Origin of the sequence: Rhizobium sp. NZLR11 (assembly GCF_019685115.1) — a bacterium.
In the GTDB taxonomy this organism is placed as follows: Bacteria; Pseudomonadota; Alphaproteobacteria; order Rhizobiales; family Rhizobiaceae; genus Rhizobium.
Window position 1 is genome coordinate 145,330 of the sequence record NZ_JABDWD010000005.1, and the last position, 19,875, is coordinate 165,204.

Sequence of the window (19,875 nt, forward strand, 5' to 3'; positions counted from 1 at the left end):
CGGGGCATCATGAGCTTTTCATTTTCGGAACTCGACTTCCTCAAGCCGGAGCTGGGGGCAGAGTATACGGGTTCCGGTACCCATTTCGCCGTTTTCTCGGCTCATGCGGAACAGATAGAGCTCTGCCTCTTCTCCCCCGATGGAAAAAATGAAATCGCCCGGATGCCGCTACCGAAACGCGAGGGCGACATCTGGTCCGGGTATGTCGCCGGGGTCGGGCCGGGCACCGTCTACGGCTATCGCGCCCATGGCCCCTATGACCCCAACGCCGGCCATCGTTTCAATGCCAACAAGCTTCTGCTCGACCCCTATGCCAAGCAGGTAACGGGCGACTTGCAATGGGACGACGCGCTGTTCGGCTATCAGATCGGCGAGGACGACCTTTCCTTCGACGATCGCGACAGCGCGCCCTTCACGGTCAAGGGCGTGGTGCAGGATCCGGACTTCGATTGGGCGGGTGAAGAGGCGATCCGCAGGCCCTGGCCCGACACCATCATCTATGAGGCGCATGTGCGCGGCCTGACGATGACGCATCCGAAAGTGCCGGACCGACTGCGCGGCACCTTTCTCGGCATGTGCAGCGATCCGATCATCGACCATCTCGTCAAGCTCGGCATCTCAGCGATCGAGCTTTTGCCGATCCAGTATTTCCTCGATGATCGTTATCTCCTCGAAAACAACCTCAAGAACTATTGGGGCTACCAGACGCTCGGCTTCTTCGCGCCGCAATCGCGCTACATGTCCGGCGACAAGATCACCGAGATCAAGACCATGGTGCGGAAGTTCCATGCCGCCGGCATCGAGGTCATCATGGATGTGGTCTACAACCACACCGCCGAGGGCAGCGAGAAAGGACCGACATTGTCCTTCCGCGGGCTCGACAATGCCAGCTACTACATTCTCTCGCCCGACGATCCCCGCCATACTTTCGATACGACTGGCACCGGCAATACGCTGAATGTCGCCCATCCGATGGTGATGCGCATGGTGCTCGACAGCCTGCGCTACTGGGTGGGCGTCATGCATATCGACGGCTTCCGCTTCGATCTCGCCAGCACGCTCGGACGGCAGGACCTGGAATTCGACCGCCAGGGTGGCTTCTTCGGCGCGATCCGGCAGGATCCGATTCTCTCAGGCGTCAAGCTGATCGCCGAACCCTGGGATATCGGCGAGGGCGGCTACCAGGTCGGGGGCTTCCCGCATCCCTTCCGTGAGTGGAACGACAAGTTTCGCGACGACGTGCGCCGTTTCTGGAAGGGCGATGGTGGCATGGTGTCGGAGGTGGCGGCGCGCGTCACCGGCTCGGCGCCGCAGTTCAATCATTCCGATCGGGGCGCCACCTCTTCGATCAATCTCCTGTCGGCCCATGACGGCTTCACGCTGACGGATACTGTGTCCTTCGACGACAAGCACAATGAGGCGAATGGCGAGGACAACCGCGACGGCCATTCGGACAATCATTCCGACAATATGGGCGCCGAAGGCGCAACCGACAATGCCGAAATCAATGCCGCGCGGGCGCGGCGCCGGCGCAACATGATTGCGACGCTGATGCTCTCCCAAGGCGTGCCGATGATTCTCGCCGGCGACGAGCTCGGCAATAGCCAGGGCGGCAACAACAATGCCTATTGCCAGGACAATGAAATCGGCTGGACGGGCTGGGATGGGCTCGACGATCCCTTCCTCGATTTTTGCCGGCAGGCCGTCGCCTTCCGCAAGGCGCATCCGGTCCTGCGGCAGGAGCGGTTCCTGACCGGCGAGACCAGCGAGGACGGGCGCATCGAGATCGCATGGTACAAGCCGGACGGCAACTTCATGGATGACGACGCCTGGAACGACGACGGGTTGCAAGTGCTCGGCGTCTATCTCTCAAGGAGCGCACTTGCACCGGAAACCGAGGTGATGGACGACCTTTTCCTAGTCTTCAATGCCGGCGGCGATTGCGAAATATACCTGCCCGAGGTGAACGGGCTGGAACACTGGTCGCGGATCCTCGACACCGGGACAGAGACCAACGCCTTCGAGGTGCACGAGCAAGACAATCCGGTCATCGTCTATGCCCAGAGCGTCGCCGTCTTTGCGCCGACAGGCCAGACCCAACCGCCGGAGGGGGCGACCAAGGCCCAGCGCCGCCGCTGGTTCCAGTTCGGTCGCAGGAGCAAGTAGCAGGTCGCAGAGAAGATGAATGCCGAAGCCATCACCGAACTTGGTCTCGTCTATGTCAGCGATACCGAACCAGGCATCCGCAGACGAAGGAAGGGCAAGGGCTTCAGCTATGTGATGCCCGACGGCACGACGCTTGCCGATGAATTGCAGCGGGCGCGCATCGGCGCGCTTGGTCTGCCGCCGGCCTATGAGAATGTCTGGATCTGCCTCTACGAAAACGGCCATCTGCAGGCGACGGGCATTGATGCGCGCGGGCGCAAGCAATATCGCTATCACAAGGAATGGCAGTCTTTCCGCAGTGCCGGGAAATTCCATCAGCTGATCGAGTTCGGCCGGGCGCTGCCGAAGATACGCCGCACTGTGCTGCGCCATCTCGACACCGGCACCGAGGATGTCAACGGCGTGCTGGCGGCCCTGACGACGCTGCTCGACGAGGCGCACTTGCGCGTCGGCAACCAGGCCTATGTCAGGGAAAACGGCACCTATGGCGCAACGACGCTGCTCAAGCGGCACTTGAAGATCGTCGACGGGCAGATCGAGCTGAAATTCCGCGCCAAGGGCGGCAAGCGCGTCCAGCGCAGTCTCAAACATCCCAGGCTGCAGAAGATCCTGGAGGAGATCGCGGACCTGCCCGGCCGCCAGCTTTTCGTCTGGAAGGATGAAAACGCTGCGCTGAAGCCGATCGATTCCGGCCGGCTGAACGCCTATCTGGCCGAGATATCGGGAATCCCGATTTCCGCGAAGACCTTCCGCACCTGGGCAGGGTCGCTGGCGGCCTTCGGAGCGGCGCGCGAGGCGATTGTCTGTGGTTCCAGGCCGACGGTAAAGCAGATGTCGGAGGCCTCGGCAGAGGCACTGCACAACACGCCGGCGATCTCGCGCTCGAGCTATATCCATCCGGCGATCATCGCGCTCGCCGGCAATGATCATCCGCTGATCGAGAGCAGCAACGCGCCGCTGCGGGGCTTGCGGGCCGAGGAAAACAGGCTACTTGATTTTCTCACACGCGAGATCGAGGAATGAGCCCCAGAAATTCGCCGGCATCGGACGTAGTCCTGACCCATCCCGACCGGCTCTATTGGCCGGACGAGGGTGTGACCAAGCAGGCGCTCGCGGACTATTATGCGGCGGTCTGGCCATTCATGGCGCCTTATCTCGTCAATCGGCCCCTGGCGCTGCTGCGTTTGCCGGACGGAATAAAGGGCCACCAGCGGTTTTTCCAGAAACATGCCTGGAAGGGCATGAATCCACATATCGAGGAGATCGCCGATCCGCAGGATATGGACGGTGAAAAGCTGCTGCGCATCGTCGATTTCAACGGCCTGGTGGCGCTGGTGCAATCGGCCGTGCTCGAAATTCACCCCTGGGGCGTAACGACCGATCATTGGGAAAGGCCGGATATGATCACCATGGACCTCGATCCCGGCGAGGATATCGCCTGGAGCGCGGTGATTTCGGCAGCGCTTGACGTGAAGGCACGGCTGGAGGCCCATGGTTTGGCTGCCTTCGTCAAGACATCAGGAGGCAAGGGGCTGCATGTTGTGTCGCCGCTCGCGGCGAAGGCCGGCTGGGCCGAGGTGAAGGATTTTGCCCATTCACTTGCAGAAAGCATGTCGGCTGACGCGCAGGAAAAATATCTGTCGACCGCGACGAAGGCCAAACGCAGCGGGCACATCTATATCGATTATCTCCGCAACGGCCGCGGCAGCACGGCGGTCGCGGCCTATTCGACGCGGGCACGACTGGGGGCTCCGGTTTCGATGCCGCTCGATTGGTCTGATTTGAACGAAGTCAGCGGCCCGGCCGCCTTCACGCTTGCCAACGTGCCGCAGCAATTGAAGACCCGGCCGAAGGACCCATGGGGCGATTTCTTCGATGCGGCCATGCCGCTGGAATGAACCGCTCTTCACTCACCCCGCGCTGTCGAGCTCGGGATAATGCCGGAAAATCCCGTCCTCGTTGAAGGCCAAGCGGCGAGGCGAAGCGAGATAGCGGGCGATGTTCGGACGCTTTTCCACTCGATCATGCAGGGCGAGCAGTGCCGGGTATTCCGCCTTGCGCTTCGCCATGGCTTTCGGAAACGCATAGGTCAAGCCCTCGATTATCTGGAAGAGCGAGAGGTCGACATAGGTGAGCGCATTTCCCACAATATGGTCGAGGCCGTCAGGGTTCTGCCGCAGAACACGCTCGAAATAACCAAGGAATTTCGGAATGCGATCGCGGATGAAGGCGGCGGAGCGGGCTTTCGCCTCTTGCTTCTGATCCTCGTAGTAAAGCGACGTGTCGATCGGGTGATGCGTATCATGCACCTCGGCGACGAAATCGGTGATGGTGAGCTGCAACCCGTTGGCGACATGGCGAAGGCCTTCGTCCTCAGGCGCAAGGCCGAGTTTCGGGCCGAGGTAAAACAGGATGTTGGCGACATGCGGGATAATCAGGTCGCCGTCCTTCAGGAAAGGCGGGGCGAAGGGAATATGCGGTTCGCTTTCGCTATCCATGAGGGCGAACATGGCGTCCGTCCCCCGCGTAGGCTCGCGGGTGACGTCGGCATAGTCGGCGCCGGCTTCCTCAAGCGCCAGCCGGACGAATTCGCCGCGGCCTTGCAGGCCGTCCCAATAATAAAGCTCGTATGCCATGGTGCTCATTTCTTCGGTTGACGATCGAAGTCTTTTCGCAGTTCGTCCTTGGCTTTTTCAAGGGTGCCGCGCCGCTTTTTCGTCAGCTGGTCGCCGGCGCGGTTGATGTAGAAGGTCAGCATCGACATGGCCGCCCGGAACGGGCTCGACTTGCGCCGATGGCTCTCCTCGGCCGAGTGCTTGACGGAGCGGGCGATCTTCTTCGGATCGTCCGATTTGAACACGCCTTCCTTCAGGTCCATGGCATCGCTGTGTTCAGTGACATCTCGCGACCATTTTTTCTTCGACTTGGCCATGTCTAAAAATCCTTTGTCGGATGCGGCCGGCGGCAGATCACCGCCAGTCGCACCTTTTGTTAGTGGTGGCTGTGGTGTTCATGACGCTTGCGCGTCGCGGCCGCCTTCTTCGCCGAAGCTGACCGTTCCTCCTTCGAGCGCGCGGCGGATGCAGCGCCGCCGATGTGACCACCCTTTTCGGCGGAGCCGTGCGTATCCGTCTTGCCGCGGCCGGAACCGGATTTATTGCCGCCGCCGCTTTCCTTGTTGACCGTCGCCCAGGCACGCCGCTCAGCCTCTTTCTCGGAGACGCCGCGATCCTCATAGCCCTCCTCGATGTGCTCGGCCTTGCGCTTCTGCTTGTCTGTATAGTCGGATTTGTCACCTCTCGGCATCGTCGCCTCCAATGGTGTGCAAAGGGATCAAACTGGTGCTGAGGCCGAAAGTTCCGGCGGTAGGGTCGCTCGGATATCGGAACGAAAGCCGCGTTCGCTCCATTCCAGATGGGAAAACCGCCCGCAAACAGGAGCCGAGAACATGGAAAACCACATCGTCAAAGCCGATGGAAACGGCGCGATCGACGTCAACGGCCAAGTGTCACCGGTTACCTATACCGTCAGCCTCAAGGAGCACTCCTACGAGGTCGACATCCGCCTGATGGCGCCGCGTGACTGGTTGCTGCAAAGAGGTTTCGAGCGGGATGCCGTTCTGGTCAGCCAGAGCGGCGCGCGTATTCCCGTCTATCACGATGGTGCCAACCATCACGACAGCGGCCGCCTTGATCCCGCCGACACGATCTCGATCGAACTGACGGCGCGCGACGACAGCTGCACCAGTGAGGTGGATCTGATGCGCAAATATCCCGAATTCGACGGCGCCGCTCTTGCGTAAAACGAGCTGGGAGGATGCCTGCGACCTGTTATTTTCGATAGAGCTTTTGCGATGCAGCGAAGGCACGGCCAATGTCGAAGGAGCGCGGCTGCACCGGTGCGCGGGGATCGCGGAAAATCAGCCCGACGAGATTGTCGACGACAAGGATGAAGCCGAGCGCGAGACCGAGGTAGAGCAGTGCGGCGATGATGAGGAGCGACATCTCCATCCCTCTAGACGAGCGCGGTCGAAGAGCGGCCGCTGGCTGCGACGAGCGGGACGGAGAGGATATCGGACTGGCCGTCGTTCATGGCAACTTCCCCGGTTTCGCCATAAACAACCGGTGTATGTTCTGGTTCCCGGTTAACGGGCGAGGGCTCAACTTTTTTGGGAAGCTTCAAAACTTGCAGCGTCATCCGGCCTCTGTTCACCCCGCGTGGAAGCCCACCTTTCAAATTCCATATAGCGCAACTAATTCAATCGTATGACGAAAACCATCAAAGGGCGCCGCGACGACGCCCTTTTTTAATCCAAGTGCTCGGTATTCAGGTTCAGAGCGCCGTTTTGCGGCTCGCGGTCCGTTTCGGCGCCGGTGTCACGACGCCGTTGGTCTTGCTGCCGGCGACGCTGCGCTTCGCCTTGGGCTTGACTTCCTTCCCATCGGAAGAGGCAGCAGAGCCTTCGAGCGCTTCGCGCTCGTGTCGTGCCTGTTCCCAATGGATGGATTCTCGCCCGGTCGGATAGCCCTCTTCTTCCCAGAGGGCATATGCACGCTTTTTGATCCACTCGTCTCGAGTTTCTGCCATCGCTGATCTCCAGTCACATGATGCGGTCGTTCGAACGCGATACTGCCTGGATGGTTCCAGATGAACGGAGCTGTTTCAAGCGAAATCGCCCCCACAACCGGAAATATTTCGCAATGCAGCATAATAGGGTTGAGAAGAGGCGCTCAGCGCGCCCCAAACTCCGCCGCCTTGTGCAGATCTGACACGAACTCCAGCCGCAGCCTGTGCCGTTCTGCCTCGTCGCGAATGCGCAAGAGATAGGAGGGGTGGATGGTGACCAGCACAGGCGAATGGTTTGCCGGCTGCAGAATATGGCCGCGCGCCGGCGTCAGCTTCACCTTCGGCCCGAGCAGCGCATAAACCGCGCTTGCGCCGAGCGCCACGACGAGTTTCGGTTGCAGGATGTTGAGCTCGGCGCCGAGCCACCAGGCGCAACGCCGGATCTCGCCGGCATTGGGTTTTGCATGCAGCCGCCGTTTGCCCCGCGGCGTGAACTTGAAGTGCTTGACGGCATTGGTGACATAGCAGCGCTGGCGGTCGAGACCCGCCTCTTCCAGACAGTGATCGAGCAACTGGCCGGCGGGACCGACAAAGGGCTTTCCGGTCAGATCCTCCCGATCGCCCGGCTGTTCGCCGACGAGGACGATCTCGGCTTTCCCCGGCCCTTCGCCGAAGACGATCTGCGTGGCGTTCCTGTAGAGATCACAGCGGGTGCAGCCTTCGGCCTGATGCCGCAGTTCGGCAATGCTGTCGGCATCGGCGACATCGAGCGCCAGGGCAGGACCGACGGTTGCGGCTATGTTCATGATGGCGATCCTCATCTCCTTGGGATCAATCGATCTGTGCCGGGATGGTTCCTGCCCTCGCGATTGATCTCGCCAGCCTGGAAAATGATCACCGCGAAAAATTTCGCGTCATGGGAGAGAGCCGGCGCGATTGAACGCTGCCGTTTCGCGGCTATATTGGCCAGCGATGTTCTATCTCCTGTCGACCTACTGGCCGCATATCCTCTTTGTTGTTTCGATCGCCATGGGGGCCGCGGCGGCGATCCATGCTGCCATGACCAAGGAGGAGGTGCGTGCGGCGATCGGCTGGGTCGGCGTCATCATCCTGTCGCCGATCATCGGTGCGGTGCTCTATGCGATTGCCGGCATCAACCGTATCCGCCGCAAATCGCTGAGCATCCGCCGCGACGCGCTGCTGCTTGCGGCCGAAATCGACGAGTTGGAGACGTTCGATGCCGAGGCCGAGACGGTGATCAGCCAGTTCGGCCGCCGCTTTGCGGCGCTGCAGACGCTCGGTGACCGGGTGACGCGCAATCCGCTGACCTCAGGCAATACGATCGACGTGCTGGAGACCGGCGACGAGGCCTATGCGGCGATGAAATCGATCATCGACGAGGCGGCGCGCAGCATCCTGCTTGAAACCTATATTTTCGACCGCGACGTCATCGGCCTTCGCATCGCCGATGCGCTGATTGCGGCGGTAAAGCGCGGCGTCGAGGTCCGGGTGCTGATCGATGCGGTCGGAGCGCGTTATTCGGTGCCGAGCATTCTCGGCCATCTCCGGGAGGGCGGCGTCACCGTCGCCGTCTTCAACGGCAACGTCATCATGGGCTTGCGGCTGCCCTATGCCAATCTGCGCACCCACCGCAAGATCCTGATCGGAGACGGGAAGATCGCGCTGACAGGCGGAATGAACATCCGCGCGGGTTTCAGCGAGGAGGCGACGGGTGAGAGTTTTGCTCACGACACGCATTTCAGCGTCACCGGCCCAGTGGTTGCCGACCTTTTCGATCTTGCCGCCGAAGACTGGCGCTTTTCCACGCAGGAGCTGTTGAACGGCGAGGCCTGGCGCATCGAACCGCCGCAGCGCAGCCCCGGCGATCCGATCCTGATGCGCGTCGTCGCCTCCGGGCCGGATCGCAGCGTCGAGACCAACCACAAGATGCTGATGGGCGCCTTTTCCGTGGCGCGCCAATCGATCCGCATCATGTCGCCCTATTTCCTGCCGGACCGCGAACTGATCAGCGCCCTGGTGACGGCTGCGCGGCGCGGCGTCGAAGTCGATATCGTCGTTCCCTCAGTCAACAACCTGGTGCTGGTCGACCGGGCGATGACGGCGCAATTCGATCAGATCCTCAAGAATTACTGCCGCATCTGGCGCTCGACCGGCAACTTCAGCCATTCGAAGCTGCTGACGATCGACGGCACCTGGGCCTATGTCGGCTCTTCCAATCTCGATCCGCGTTCGCTGAGGCTGAATTTCGAGGTCGATCTCGAAGTGCTGAACGAGGGTTTTGCCGGCGAGATCGACGAGCATATCGAGGAAACCCTGAAATCGGCAACGCTGGTGACGCTGGACGGTTTGCGGGCGCGACCCTTCCCGGTGCGGTTGCTCGAGAAGGTGCTATGGCTGGGCTCACCCTATCTCTGAAGGATTATTTGTGATCGGACATGGCAAGTTCCCGTTGCCCTCCTATACTGCGGAGAGAAGCCCTTTTTGATCAACGGAATGACTGCGCCTTCCGATGCACGCCAGAAAAGTCAATCTTCCCGCCAGCATTCTCGCTTCGATCAGGAGCAGGAAAAAGCGGCTCGACCCGGCCTATACGGAGACAAGACCGCGCAGCGCCGGAACGCTGATCGCCTCCTATAACGTGCACAAGTGCATCGGCACCGACCGTCGCTTCGATCCGGAGCGTACCAGCCGGGTGATTCATGAAATCGGTGCCGACGTCATCGCCCTGCAGGAGGCCGATACGCGCTTCGGCGAGCGCACCGGCATTCTCGATCTCGGCCGGCTGGAACGGGAAACCGGGCTGATCCCGGTGCCGATTGCGGGCATGGCCAAGGCGCATGGCTGGCACGGCAATGTCGTGCTCTTCAAGAAGGGGCTGGTGCATGACGTGCACCAGGTCAAGCTGCCGGGGCTGGAGCCGCGCGGCGCGCTGGTCGCCGAAATCGAGCTCGAAGAGGGCGGGGTGCTGCGCATCATCGCCGCGCATTTCGGCCTGCTGCGCCATAACAGAGCCCAGCAGGCCCGAATGCTGGTCGACCTCATCAACGACAGGCAGGAGATGCCGACCATCCTGCTCGGCGACCTCAACGAATGGCGGCTCGGCGACCGCTCGTCCCTCAACACCTTCCAATCCGCCTTCGGAGAACTGCCGCCTGCCGTCCCCAGCTTCCCCGCCGGCCTGCCGCTCCTCGCCCTCGACCGCATCATCGCCAACCGCAAGGGGATCATCTCGGAGGTGGAAGCGCATGACACGCCGCTGGCGCGTATTGCCTCGGATCATCTGCCGATCAAGGCGCTGATCGATCTGGGGCCGGCAGCCGGCGGCTAAGTGCGAAATTCCCGCAGCAGAATCCGCTACCGGCGCTGCGTTGTAGTTGTTTCCAGCGCAAAGTCGCGGTATTGGTGCAGAGGTCGGCCAAGCAATGCAGTCAGGCGCGCCACATCGCCGGCCTCGGGAAGCATCCCGTCGGTCATAAATCGTTCGCCCATCAGACGCATGTCGTAGGCCATCCAGGCTGGTACGAACTGCTTCAGATTCTGCTCGAAGCCTTCAGTGTTGTCGCCGCCGTAGTTGATCGAGCGGGCAAGCACGTCTGACCAGATGGCGGCAATATCCGTTCCGGTCAACACCTGTGGGCCGACAAGGTTAATCCGGTCGATTGGGAGCGGCTCTGAAGCATTTTCACGACGCAGCAGCTCAAGGGCAGCAATTTCGGCGATATCACGAACGTCGATCATGGCAAGGCCTTTGGGGCCGATCGGCATCGTGTAAGCGCCGTACCCGGTAATGACGTCCTTCACCATCAGATCGTTCTGCATGAAGTAGGCCGGACGGAGGATTGTGGCCTTGAAATCCATCTGCTCGATCATTCGCTCGACGCTGAACTTGCCAGCGAAATGCGGTACGTTCACGTAGACGTCGGCATGGATCACGGAGAGGTAGACGATGCGCTCGATGCCAGCCGATCGGGCGACGTTCAGCGCGATGAGGGCCTGCGTGAATTCGTCCGGCACGACCGCGTTCAAAAGGAACAAGGTGGAAACGCCGGACATGGCGGTGCGTAGCGAATCGACATCGAGAAAGTCACCCTGGACGACGGACACACCGTCCGGAAACGTGGCTTTCGATGGGTCGCGAGCGAGGGCGCGAACATCCGCACCGCGCTTGACAAGGTGTTCGACGACTTGACGGCCAATGTTGCCTGTAGCGCCGGTAACGAGAATAGTCATAGGGTTTCTCCTGTTAAATTGATTGACATGTCCAATGTGTGTGGTTCACTGACGGTGCGATAGACGGATAATTTGGACACACTATCTCACTGATGGGACACCTATGGATCTTCTTGCGCTTGCTGATTTTAATTTGGTCGCCCGCCACGGGGGGGTCGGCAAAGCCGCAAGAGCGACCGGAAGGCCCAAAGCAACACTGTCCCGCCGCGTCGCAGAGTTGGAAAGCAGCCTTGACCTTCGGCTGTTTGAGCGGGGCGCGCGGAACCTCAAACTGACCGAAGAGGGGCGTGCGCTTTTCGAGCGGACAGGGAGATTGCTCGCCGAACTCGACGAGACCACGTCGGCGATCGCATCCGGCGGCCAAACACCCAAAGGAAAGCTGCGCATTAGTGCGCCTGTGCTTTTTTCTCAGAGCGCGATGGGTAAAATCGCAGCTCAATTCGCACTGAAATATCCCGAGGTACGGCTGGAGGTCACATCCGAGGATCGACCTGTCGACATGATCGAGGAAGGTTACGATCTGGTCATTCGGGTCAATCCAGATTCTGATGAAAGCCTGATCGGGCGAGCATTTCTTCGGGATCGGCTTGTCGTCGTAGCAAGCCCCGACCTGCCGCGTCCAACAAAAGATGCTGTCGCTCCTGGCGTCATACGTGGGGCGGGCGAGCAACAAACATGGCGCCTGAAGACACCCAATGGTCTCTCCTCGATTTCAATCGATCCTGTACTCGGTCTCGCATCTCTTATCATGGTCAGGGATGCGGCACGTATCGGTGTCGGTGCGGCACGTCTTCCTATCTCGTTGGTGGCGCAAGATATCACTGACGGGAGGTTGGTGAATTGGGGCGATTTCGACGGTCCCGAGATAGCCTTATGGACGTTGTATCCCTCTCGCCGACTGCTAAGCCCAAAAGTCTCCGCGTTCCTGGATTTTCTAAAACAGGCTTTTCCAAACGGAACACCTGACGAACTGGCCGCCTTTATCGCCAGATGATGAGAGGGCAGCTTTCGGGCCTGAATGTCGTTCAGACCATAATTGCCCACTGCTTAATAATAAGACTAAACGCGTTGCAGAAGCGGTTAATACAGACATCGTCCAATCTGAGTGAGACTTTCAGAGGCGTACTTCGTCCCGAATCCTATCCCCTAAGGGGGCACACTTCACCAGCAGATAATCAGACAATGTCGAGCATGCCAACTGGTGGCTAGCGCCACGGTCTGCCGAATCAAAGGCACGCCTGAAGACGATGTGTCTCTTCTGCGAGACGGACTGTCCCATTGCGACGACTTGTGGCTCAAATTTTGGACTCATATCTTTCACCCCAGAAGGAGATCCACATGAACAATTCGCCTGATTTCGAACCCACCGATCCAAACACTACACCGCTTGCCACCGGCCGGGCCTTACGTCTTCAAGCCTATGGCGGGCCCGAATCCCTGACAGTCGATAGGGTATCCTCGCCCGAGCCGGGCCCGGGCGAGGTCTTGGTGTCGGTCAAGGCCGCCGCAGTAAACGGCATCGACTGGAAAATCCGTGAAGGCTATCTCCGCGAGCGCTTCAAGCTAACCCTGCCCGCGACGCTTGGCATCGAAATGGCCGGCGTCGTGCTTCGGACCGGCCACGGCGTCACAGGCGTGAAGGCTGGGGATCGGGTCATGGCCGCCCTCGGTGGCGTCGGAGCCTACGCCGACCATCTTGTCATCGAGGCCGGCAAACTCGTCCAGACCCCGGAGGGCCTGTCTGACGTCCAGGCTGCAGCTATCCCAGTGGCCTCTATGACGGCTTGGCATGTCATTCAGGCCGCGGATCTCGACCTGTCTGGACAGCGGGTGCTGATTCAGGGTGCGGCTGGCGGGGTGGGCGGCTTTGCCGTTCAGTTCGCCAAATCGGCGGGAGCGTTCGTCTATGCCACTGCCTCGACCACAAGCCTTCTGCATGTGGAAGCCCTGGGTGCAGACGAGGTGATCGATTACCGCCATCAGACCCTGGAGCACCTCACAGGCAAGATCGACTTCGTCGTCGATCTGGTCGGCGGCAAGGTTCTGGACCCATCTTGGGCGCTGTTGTCATCTAACGGCCTGCTCGTGAGCATCGCGGCACCAGACGTCGCATCGCGTGCGCCGGATGGTCGGCGGGGCGTCTTTCTGTCGAATAAGCCCGACACCTCGCGTCTGGCTGCCATCGCTCAGCAGGTCGACGCGGGCACTTTGCAATCGACAATCGCCGAGGTAGTCGGGTTCGATGATCTTGCCTCTGCAATCGAGCGCAATCGTACCGGCCACGCGCCGGGTAAGATCGTCGCAGACCTCACCCGCTGATTACTATTCTCGCGCTCTTCATTCCGACTGAGGCCCTACATCCTTACCGGAAGGCGTTCTCATGAGCGACGCCGTGTTCAAGCCCATCCTCTACCTGCTGCATGGCTGCCCCCTTCTGGGTGATTCTCCCGATCTCCGAATATCTTACGAGGGTTTTTTCGAAAGTTCTCCAATATTGTCCGGAAATTCTGAGCAACTCGACACCAACAACACCCCTTGACGCCTCCCCCACTTTGAGAAATGCTAAGATGTCAGACCAATTCAAGAGCCTGACTGCCTGATAAGAAAATGGGGAACCATGAAGGCAAATCGTAGCGATAGGCCGGTGATCCGGCCGCTTCCCGCCATGGACCGCGCGCGTCAGGTGACCGACGCGCTGGCGGATTATGTTGAGGAAGCGCGGCTGCAGGCGGGAGACCGGCTGCCGACCGAGCGTGAGCTGATGGCGGCTCTTGCCGTCGGGCGTTCGACCATTCGCGAGGCGATCCGTCACTTTCAGGCGCTCGGCGTCATCGAGACGCGCAAGGGCAGCGGCACCTATCTGCTGAAGCCGGTGTCCAGAGCGACGATCCATATGCCGCTGTCGTTCGATGCAGTGCATCTGCGCGATGCGCTGCTGCAGACGCTGGAAGTTCGCCGCGGCATCGAATGCGAAGCGGGCATGGTCGCGGCCCGCCGGCGCACGGCGAAGGATCTGGTCGTCATCGAAGAGAAACTGAACGCCATGGAGCACGTGCACCTGGAGAAGGGCACCTCCGGGCCGGAGGATCTGGCCTTCCATCTCGCCGTCTACGACGCCACCCACAATCCGCTGTTTCGCCAGTTGCTCGAGCAGATGCGCGAGACCTTCGAGCGCTTCTGGGAACATCCCTTCGACCGGCAGGATTTCGCCCGCCGGTCCTTCCCTTTTCACCGCACCCTTTTCAACGCGATCGCGGCCGGGGATGCCGAGGCGGCGCGCGTGGAAACATTGAAAATTCTCGATATCGTCGAGGAAGACATCAAGGAAATGTCCAAATGAGCAGCGGCGCAGACCCGTTCGATCTTGCTTCCCTCATCACCGCCCACGACGACGGCAATTTTGCCGACGCCGTCGTGCCGCCGATCTTCCAGACCTCGCTTTTCACCTTTTCCGATTACGACGAGATGATCACCGTCTATCGCGGCGAGAAGGTGCGGCCGACCTATACGCGCGGGCTGAACCCGACGGTGCGCGCCTTCGAGGAAATGCTGGCCAAGCTCGAGGGTGCCGAGGATGCGCTGGGTTTTGCCAGCGGCATGGCGGCGATCTCGTCTGCGGTGCTGAGCTTTGTCGAACCGGGCGACCGCATCGTCGCCGTCAAACACGTCTATCCCGATGCCTTCCGCCTGTTCGGCACGATCCTCAAGCGGATGAAGATCGAGGTGACCTATGTCGATGGGCGCGACGAGGAAGCGGTCGCCAGGGCGCTGCCCGGCGCCAAGCTCCTCTACTTGGAAAGCCCAACGAGCTGGGTGATGGAGGCGCATGATATCGGTGCGCTCGCGGCCCTCGCCAGGCAACATGGCATCGTCTCGATGATTGACAACAGCTGGGCAAGCCCGTTCTTCCAGCGGCCGCTGACGCTCGGCGTCGATCTGGTCATCCATTCCGCCTCGAAATACCTCGGCGGCCACAGTGATGTGGTGGCGGGGATCGTTGCCGGCTCGAAGGCGATGATCGCCCGCATCAAGGCCGAAGCCTATCCCTATCTCGGCGGCAAGCTATCGCCGTTCGACGCCTGGCTCCTGATCCGCGGCCTGCGCACGCTGCCGCTACGCATGCGGGCGCATGAGGCATCGGCGCTTGAAATCGCCAGGCGCCTGCAGAAGCTCGAGGTCGTGGAGACGGTCTGCCATCCCGGCCTCGCCAACCGTCTGCCCGCCGGGCTCAATGGCACCTCGGGCCTGTTTTCGTTCATCTTCCGCGAGGGTGTCGATATCCGCGCCTTTGCCGATCACCTCAAGCTCTTCAAATTGGGTGTAAGCTGGGGTGGACATGAAAGCCTGATCGTACCGGGCGAGGTGGTGCTTCAGCAGAAGGCACAGCCGAATTCCGCACATGCCTTCGGCATCCATGCGCGATCCGTACGCCTCCATGTCGGCCTCGAAGGAACCGAGGCCCTGTGGAGAGACATCGAGGAGGCGCTCGCCGCCGCCTCACAATCCTGAAACCTGAGAGAAACCTAACAAGGGGGAACCGAGCATGAAAAAGCTAATAATCTCAACGCTCTTTGCTTCGATGATGGCGGGCACGGCCTTTGCCGACACGACGCTGAAGCTCGTCGAAGTCATCACCAGCCCGGAGCGCACCGAAACGCTGAAATCGATCGTCGGCAAGTTCGAAGCCGCCAATCCCGGCACCAAGGTCGACATCATTTCGCTGCCCTGGAACGAAGCGTTCCAGAAGTTTGCGACCATGGTATCGGCCGGCGATGTGCCCGATGTGATGGAAATGCCCGATACCTGGCTGTCGCTCTATGCCAATAACGGCATGCTCGAAAGCCTCGAGCCCTATCTCGCAAAGTGGGAGCACACCAAGGAACTGACGCCGCGCGCGCTCGAACTTGGCCGCGACGTCAAGAAGACCGCCTATATGCTGCCCTACGGCTTCTATCTCAGGGCGATGTTCTACAACAAGAAGCTGCTTTCCGAAGCCGGTGTCGCAGCACCACCGAAGACGCTGGAGGAATTCACCGCTGCGTCCGAAAAGATCTCCAAACTGTCCGGCAAATACGGCTACTGCATGCGCGGTGGAGCGGGCGGCCTCAACGGCTGGATGATCTTTGCCGCCTCGATGGCCGGTTCGAACAAATACTTCAACGACGACGGCACCTCGACGATGAACAGCCCCGGCTGGGCCAAGGGCATCGAATGGATGGTCGATCTCTACAAGAAGGGTTATGCGCCGAAGGACAGCATCAACTGGGGCTTCAACGAAGTCGTCGCCGGTTTCTATTCCGGCACCTGCGCCTTCCTCGACCAGGATCCGGATGCGCTGATCGCCATCGCCGAACGCATGAAGAAGGACGATTTCGGCGTCATGCCGCTGCCGAAGGGCCCGGACGGCAAGTCCTTCCCGACCATCGGTTATGGCGGCTGGTCGATGTTTTCGACCAGCGGCAACAAGGATCTCTCCTGGAAGCTGATCGCCACCCTCGAAGGGCCGGAAGGCAATATCGAGTGGAACAAGCGCATCGGCGCCCTGCCGGCTTATACTGCGGCCGAGAAGGATCCCTTCTATGCCGGTGACCAGTTCAAGGGCTGGTTCGAGGAACTGGCGGACCCGAACACGGTACCGACGGTGATGCCGACCTACCTCGAAGAATTTGCCTTCTTCAAGGATTCGCTGGCGATCAAGACCTCGCAGCAGGCAATGCTGGGCGACATCTCGGCGAAGGATCTGGCCAACCAGTGGGCGGAATACCTGACCAAGGCGCAGCAGAAGTTCCTGACTAAGAAATAAGGATAGAGGGCTTTGTGGCAGAAGCCCCCTCATCCGCCTGCCGGCACCTTCTCCCCGCTGGGGAGAAGGGACGCGTGGCGGCGCCTCATTCCCCTTCTCCCCCAGCGGGGAGAAGGTGGCCCGTAGGGTCGGATGAGGGGGCTCCGGTCTCTCCATTCGGAAACGTCACCAATTCCCGACCGGTAAAGACAATGGAAACTGCAATCTGATGACCACTTCCGCCGATACGCTCGACATGCGTCGCGACCGCAGGCCATGGCTGCGTCGTCTTGCCGATGCTTCGGAGCCCTATCTCTACAGCGCGCCGTCGCTGATCCTGATCATCGCGGTGATGCTGGTGCCGCTGACGGTCGGCGTTTCCTATGCCTTCCGCGATATCCAGCTGCTCAATCCGTTTTCCGGCGGCTTCATCGGGCTCGATCATTTCCGCGAGCTTTCCACGGATCCTGCCTTCTATGGGGCGCTGCGGAACACGCTCTGGTGGACCGGTGCCTCCGTTGTCCTGCAGTTTACTTTCGGGCTCATCCTGGCGCTGCTGCTCGACAAGCCATTCCCAGGCCGGGCAATCGCCCAGGCGCTGGTCTTCCTGCCGTGGGCGGTGCCGTCCTTTCTCGCCGGCCTCAACTGGGCCTGGCTGTTCAATCCGGTCATCGGGCCGATCCCGCACTGGCTCTTCGCCCTCGGGCTGATGCATGAGCCGGGCAATATCCTTTCCGATCCCAATTATGCGATGTGGGGGCCGATCGTCGCCAATGTCTGGTGGGGCATTCCCTTCTTCGCCATCACGCTGCTTGCCGCCCTGCAGGCAATCCCGCGCGATCTCTACGAGGCGGCGTCGATCGACGGCGCCGGCTGGTTCCAGCGTTTCGGTTCGATCACCCTGCCGTTTCTGGCGCCGACGATCGCCATCACCGTGCTGCTGCGCACCGTCTGGATCTCCAACTTCGCCGATCTCATCGTCGTCATGACCAATGGCGGGCCGGCCGACCGCACGCAGATCGTTGCGAGCTACATCTTCACGACGGCGTTCAAGCGGCTCGATTTCGGTTACGCCTCGGCGATCGCGCTGGTGCTGCTCGGGCTGCTGCTGGCCTATTCGATGCTGATCATCCTGCTGCGGCAGACGCTGCTGAACAAGGATTGAGCCAATGAGACGATCCGTCATTCCCACCATTGCGCACCGTCTGGCAATCCTCTGCTATATCGCCTTCGCGCTCTTCCCGCTGTTCTGGCTGCTCAAGGTCTCGGTGACGCCGAACGACCTGCTCTATAGCGAAGGCGTGCGCATGTGGCCGTCGCGCACGACCTGGGAGCATTATGCCTTCGTGCTGCAGCACAGCGCCTTTCCGACCTTCTTCAAGAACAGCCTGATCGTCTCGACGTCGACGGCGGTGACGGTGACGATCTGCGCCTCGCTGTCGGGCTACGCGCTGTCGCGGTTCAATTTCAGGGCAAAATACTGGATCGTCGCGCTGATGCTGCTGACCCAGATGTTTCCTTTGGTCATGCTGGTGGCGCCGATCTTCAAGATCCTGTCGCCGCTGCATCTGACCAACAGCCTGACCGGCCTCGTCATCGTCTACACCGCCTTCAACGTGCCGTTTGCCACCTTCCTGATGCAGTCCTTCTTCGACGGCATCCCGAGGGATCTCGAAGAGGCGGCGATGATCGACGGGGCGACGCAGTTCACGGCGTTTCGCCAGATCATCCTGCCGCTGACGCTGCCGGGGATCGCCGCCACGCTCGGCTTCGTCTTCACCGCCGCCTGGAGCGAGTTGTTGTTTGCGCTGATGCTGATCAACGGCAATGACGCGGCGACCTTCCCGGTCGGCCTTCTCACCTTCGTTTCGAAATTCTCGGTGGATTTCGGGCAGATGATGGCGGCGGGTGTCATGGCGCTCATTCCGGCCGGCCTCTTCTTCCTGCTCATCCAGCGTTATCTCGTCCAGGGCCTGACGGCCGGCGCGGTCAAGGGTTAAACAAATGGCATCGATCGATATCCAGAATATCCGCAAAGCCTATGGCCATGTGCAGGTGCTGCACGGCGTCGACCTCGAAATCAAGGATGGCGAGTTCGTCGTGCTCGTCGGTCCGTCCGGCTGCGGCAAGTCCACGCTGCTGCGCATGATCGCCGGGCTGGAGGAGGTCACATCAGGCGAGATCCGCATTGCAGGCGCCAGAGTGAACGAGCTTCATCCCAAGGACCGCGACATCGCCATGGTGTTCCAGTCCTATGCGCTCTATCCGCATATGAACGTCGCCGGCAATATGAGCTACAGCCTCAAGCTGCGGAAGACGGCGAAGGAGAAGATCGCGAGCGCTGTGGCTTCGGCCGCCGCCAAGCTTGGCCTCGATCCGCTGCTCGAACGGCGGCCGAAGGCGCTTTCCGGCGGCCAGCGCCAGCGCGTCGCCATGGGCCGCGCCATCGTGCGCCAACCGAAGGCCTTCCTGTTCGACGAACCGCTTTCCAACCTCGATGCGCGCCTGCGCGAACAGATGCGCGCCGAAATCAAGAAACTGCATGGCGACCTGAAGGCGACCTCGATCTACGTCACCCACGACCAGATCGAGGCGATGACGCTGGCGGACCGGATCGTCGCCATGCATGGCGGCGTCGTCCAGCAGGTCGGCAGTCCCCTGGAACTTTATGACCGCCCTGCCAATCTTTTTGTCGCCGGCTTCATCGGCTCGCCGGGAATGAATTTCCTCGAGGCGAGCTATGTCGAAGGCGGCGTCAAGCTGCAGGACGGCACGATCGTGCCGCTGGCAAAGCCGCTGCCGCTGGGAGACGGCGCCAAGGTGACGCTCGGCATCCGGCCGGAGCACGTGCTGATGACCAATGACGGGGCAGGACTTGCCACCGATGTCGAACTCGTCGAACCCACCGGTTTCGGCATCATCCTGCACCTTGCCCTGCACGGCCTGCCGTTCAAGATCTTCACGCTCGATCGCGAAGCGCTGAAGGCAGGCCCGAAGGTGAACGTGGCCTTCCCGGCCCAGTATCTGCACGTCTTCGACGGCGAGGGAAAGCGCATCGACTGAACGGCAATTCTCTCGCGTCGCGAGCGGAAAAATCTTTTGCCGCATCC

At 60.8% G+C, this 19,875-nt stretch carries 22 protein-coding genes; 14 read left to right on the top strand and 8 right to left on the bottom strand.

Going from position 1 to position 19,875, the window contains the following annotated elements; translation table 11 throughout:
• The first annotated feature begins 9 nt into the window (after positions 1 to 9).
• Genes glgX through ligD form a run of 3 tightly spaced genes read left to right on the top strand, consistent with a single transcriptional unit; the run spans position 10 to position 4,064 of the window.
• Positions 10 to 2,166 carry a glycogen debranching protein GlgX gene (gene glgX / locus HJB83_RS11075; protein WP_221131868.1) on the top strand — a complete coding sequence of 719 codons (2,157 nt, stop codon included), beginning with the start codon at positions 10 to 12 and terminating at the stop codon, positions 2,164 to 2,166.
• Positions 2,167 to 2,181: 15 nt separating this feature from the next.
• On the top strand, positions 2,182 to 3,189 hold the full coding sequence (locus HJB83_RS11080) for a DNA topoisomerase IB (RefSeq protein ID WP_221115658.1): 1,008 nt from the start codon (positions 2,182 to 2,184) through the stop codon (positions 3,187 to 3,189).
• Entirely contained in the window at positions 3,186 to 4,064 is an 879-nt protein-coding gene (ligD, locus tag HJB83_RS11085; RefSeq protein WP_221131869.1) for a non-homologous end-joining DNA ligase, read from the top strand. The genes HJB83_RS11080 and ligD overlap by 4 nt, the downstream gene beginning before the upstream one ends.
• Before the next feature lie 12 nt (positions 4,065 to 4,076).
• Here ligD and HJB83_RS11090 read toward each other — a convergent pair whose 3' ends face one another.
• From HJB83_RS11090 to HJB83_RS11100, 3 genes are read right to left on the bottom strand one after another with little or no spacing between them, the layout of a single operon-like run.
• On the bottom strand, positions 4,077 to 4,802 hold the full coding sequence (locus tag HJB83_RS11090) for a glutathione S-transferase (protein ID WP_221115660.1): 726 nt from the start codon (positions 4,800 to 4,802) through the stop codon (positions 4,077 to 4,079).
• A gap of 5 nt (positions 4,803 to 4,807) precedes the next feature.
• Positions 4,808 to 5,098, bottom strand: coding sequence for a DUF3175 domain-containing protein (locus HJB83_RS11095; protein ID WP_221115661.1), 291 nt, complete (start codon positions 5,096 to 5,098; stop codon positions 4,808 to 4,810).
• A 59-nt stretch (positions 5,099 to 5,157) separates the two neighbouring features.
• Positions 5,158 to 5,472, bottom strand: coding sequence for a plasmid stabilization protein (locus tag HJB83_RS11100; RefSeq protein ID WP_221115662.1), 315 nt, complete (start codon positions 5,470 to 5,472; stop codon positions 5,158 to 5,160).
• A gap of 142 nt (positions 5,473 to 5,614) precedes the next feature.
• Between HJB83_RS11100 and HJB83_RS11105 the strand changes: the two genes are divergently transcribed.
• Positions 5,615 to 5,968, top strand: a complete 354-nt coding sequence (locus HJB83_RS11105; protein ID WP_207585562.1) for a hypothetical protein — start codon at positions 5,615 to 5,617, stop codon at positions 5,966 to 5,968.
• A gap of 28 nt (positions 5,969 to 5,996) precedes the next feature.
• On the opposite strand, the gene HJB83_RS11110 is transcribed toward HJB83_RS11105, so the two are convergent.
• From HJB83_RS11110 to HJB83_RS11125, 4 genes are all read right to left on the bottom strand, one after another.
• Positions 5,997 to 6,170, bottom strand: coding sequence for a hypothetical protein (locus HJB83_RS11110; RefSeq protein ID WP_207585563.1), 174 nt, complete (start codon positions 6,168 to 6,170; stop codon positions 5,997 to 5,999).
• Between the two features lie 10 nt (positions 6,171 to 6,180).
• Positions 6,181 to 6,363, bottom strand: a complete 183-nt coding sequence (locus tag HJB83_RS11115; RefSeq protein ID WP_207585564.1) for a hypothetical protein — start codon at positions 6,361 to 6,363, stop codon at positions 6,181 to 6,183.
• A 135-nt stretch (positions 6,364 to 6,498) separates the two neighbouring features.
• Positions 6,499 to 6,753: a DUF2934 domain-containing protein gene (locus tag HJB83_RS11120; protein WP_003574663.1), complete on the bottom strand. Its 255-nt coding sequence runs from the start codon at positions 6,751 to 6,753 to the stop codon at positions 6,499 to 6,501.
• A gap of 143 nt (positions 6,754 to 6,896) precedes the next feature.
• A complete protein-coding gene (locus tag HJB83_RS11125; protein WP_207585565.1) occupies positions 6,897 to 7,538 on the bottom strand; it encodes a UdgX family uracil-DNA binding protein in 642 nt (213 codons plus the stop codon).
• 166 nt (positions 7,539 to 7,704) lie between these two features.
• Here HJB83_RS11125 and HJB83_RS11130 point away from each other — a divergent pair, with 166 nt between their 5' ends.
• Both HJB83_RS11130 and HJB83_RS11135 read left to right on the top strand, forming a co-directional pair.
• Positions 7,705 to 9,168 carry a phosphatidylserine/phosphatidylglycerophosphate/cardiolipin synthase family protein gene (locus HJB83_RS11130; protein ID WP_221131953.1) on the top strand — a complete coding sequence of 488 codons (1,464 nt, stop codon included), beginning with the start codon at positions 7,705 to 7,707 and terminating at the stop codon, positions 9,166 to 9,168.
• Between the two features lie 94 nt (positions 9,169 to 9,262).
• Entirely contained in the window at positions 9,263 to 10,081 is an 819-nt protein-coding gene (locus HJB83_RS11135) for an endonuclease/exonuclease/phosphatase family protein (RefSeq protein WP_207585566.1), read from the top strand.
• Between the two features lie 26 nt (positions 10,082 to 10,107).
• On the opposite strand, the gene HJB83_RS11140 is transcribed toward HJB83_RS11135, so the two are convergent.
• Positions 10,108 to 10,983, bottom strand: coding sequence for an SDR family oxidoreductase (locus tag HJB83_RS11140; protein WP_207585567.1), 876 nt, complete (start codon positions 10,981 to 10,983; stop codon positions 10,108 to 10,110).
• 103 nt (positions 10,984 to 11,086) lie between these two features.
• On the opposite strand from HJB83_RS11140, the gene HJB83_RS11145 reads away from it, so the two are divergent.
• The 8 genes from HJB83_RS11145 (at position 11,087) to HJB83_RS11180 (ending at position 19,828) form a co-directional block, all read left to right on the top strand.
• Positions 11,087 to 11,977: a LysR family transcriptional regulator gene (locus HJB83_RS11145; RefSeq protein WP_221115664.1), complete on the top strand. Its 891-nt coding sequence runs from the start codon at positions 11,087 to 11,089 to the stop codon at positions 11,975 to 11,977.
• A gap of 344 nt (positions 11,978 to 12,321) precedes the next feature.
• Positions 12,322 to 13,302: an NADP-dependent oxidoreductase gene (locus HJB83_RS11150; RefSeq protein ID WP_207585569.1), complete on the top strand. Its 981-nt coding sequence runs from the start codon at positions 12,322 to 12,324 to the stop codon at positions 13,300 to 13,302.
• Positions 13,303 to 13,600: 298 nt separating this feature from the next.
• Positions 13,601 to 14,323 carry a FadR/GntR family transcriptional regulator gene (locus tag HJB83_RS11155; RefSeq protein ID WP_207585570.1) on the top strand — a complete coding sequence of 241 codons (723 nt, stop codon included), beginning with the start codon at positions 13,601 to 13,603 and terminating at the stop codon, positions 14,321 to 14,323.
• Positions 14,320 to 15,492: a PLP-dependent transferase gene (locus HJB83_RS11160; RefSeq protein ID WP_207585571.1), complete on the top strand. Its 1,173-nt coding sequence runs from the start codon at positions 14,320 to 14,322 to the stop codon at positions 15,490 to 15,492. Before HJB83_RS11155 ends, HJB83_RS11160 begins: the two co-directional genes overlap by 4 nt.
• 34 nt (positions 15,493 to 15,526) lie before the next feature.
• Entirely contained in the window at positions 15,527 to 16,786 is a 1,260-nt protein-coding gene (locus tag HJB83_RS11165; RefSeq protein ID WP_207585572.1) for a sugar ABC transporter substrate-binding protein, read from the top strand.
• A gap of 208 nt (positions 16,787 to 16,994) precedes the next feature.
• On the top strand, positions 16,995 to 17,930 hold the full coding sequence (locus tag HJB83_RS11170; RefSeq protein ID WP_207585573.1) for a carbohydrate ABC transporter permease: 936 nt from the start codon (positions 16,995 to 16,997) through the stop codon (positions 17,928 to 17,930).
• A 4-nt stretch (positions 17,931 to 17,934) separates the two neighbouring features.
• Positions 17,935 to 18,765, top strand: coding sequence for a carbohydrate ABC transporter permease (locus HJB83_RS11175; protein ID WP_221131870.1), 831 nt, complete (start codon positions 17,935 to 17,937; stop codon positions 18,763 to 18,765).
• Between the two features lie 4 nt (positions 18,766 to 18,769).
• Positions 18,770 to 19,828 carry an ABC transporter ATP-binding protein gene (locus HJB83_RS11180; protein ID WP_207585575.1) on the top strand — a complete coding sequence of 353 codons (1,059 nt, stop codon included), beginning with the start codon at positions 18,770 to 18,772 and terminating at the stop codon, positions 19,826 to 19,828.
• The last annotated feature ends 47 nt before the right edge of the window (positions 19,829 to 19,875 follow it).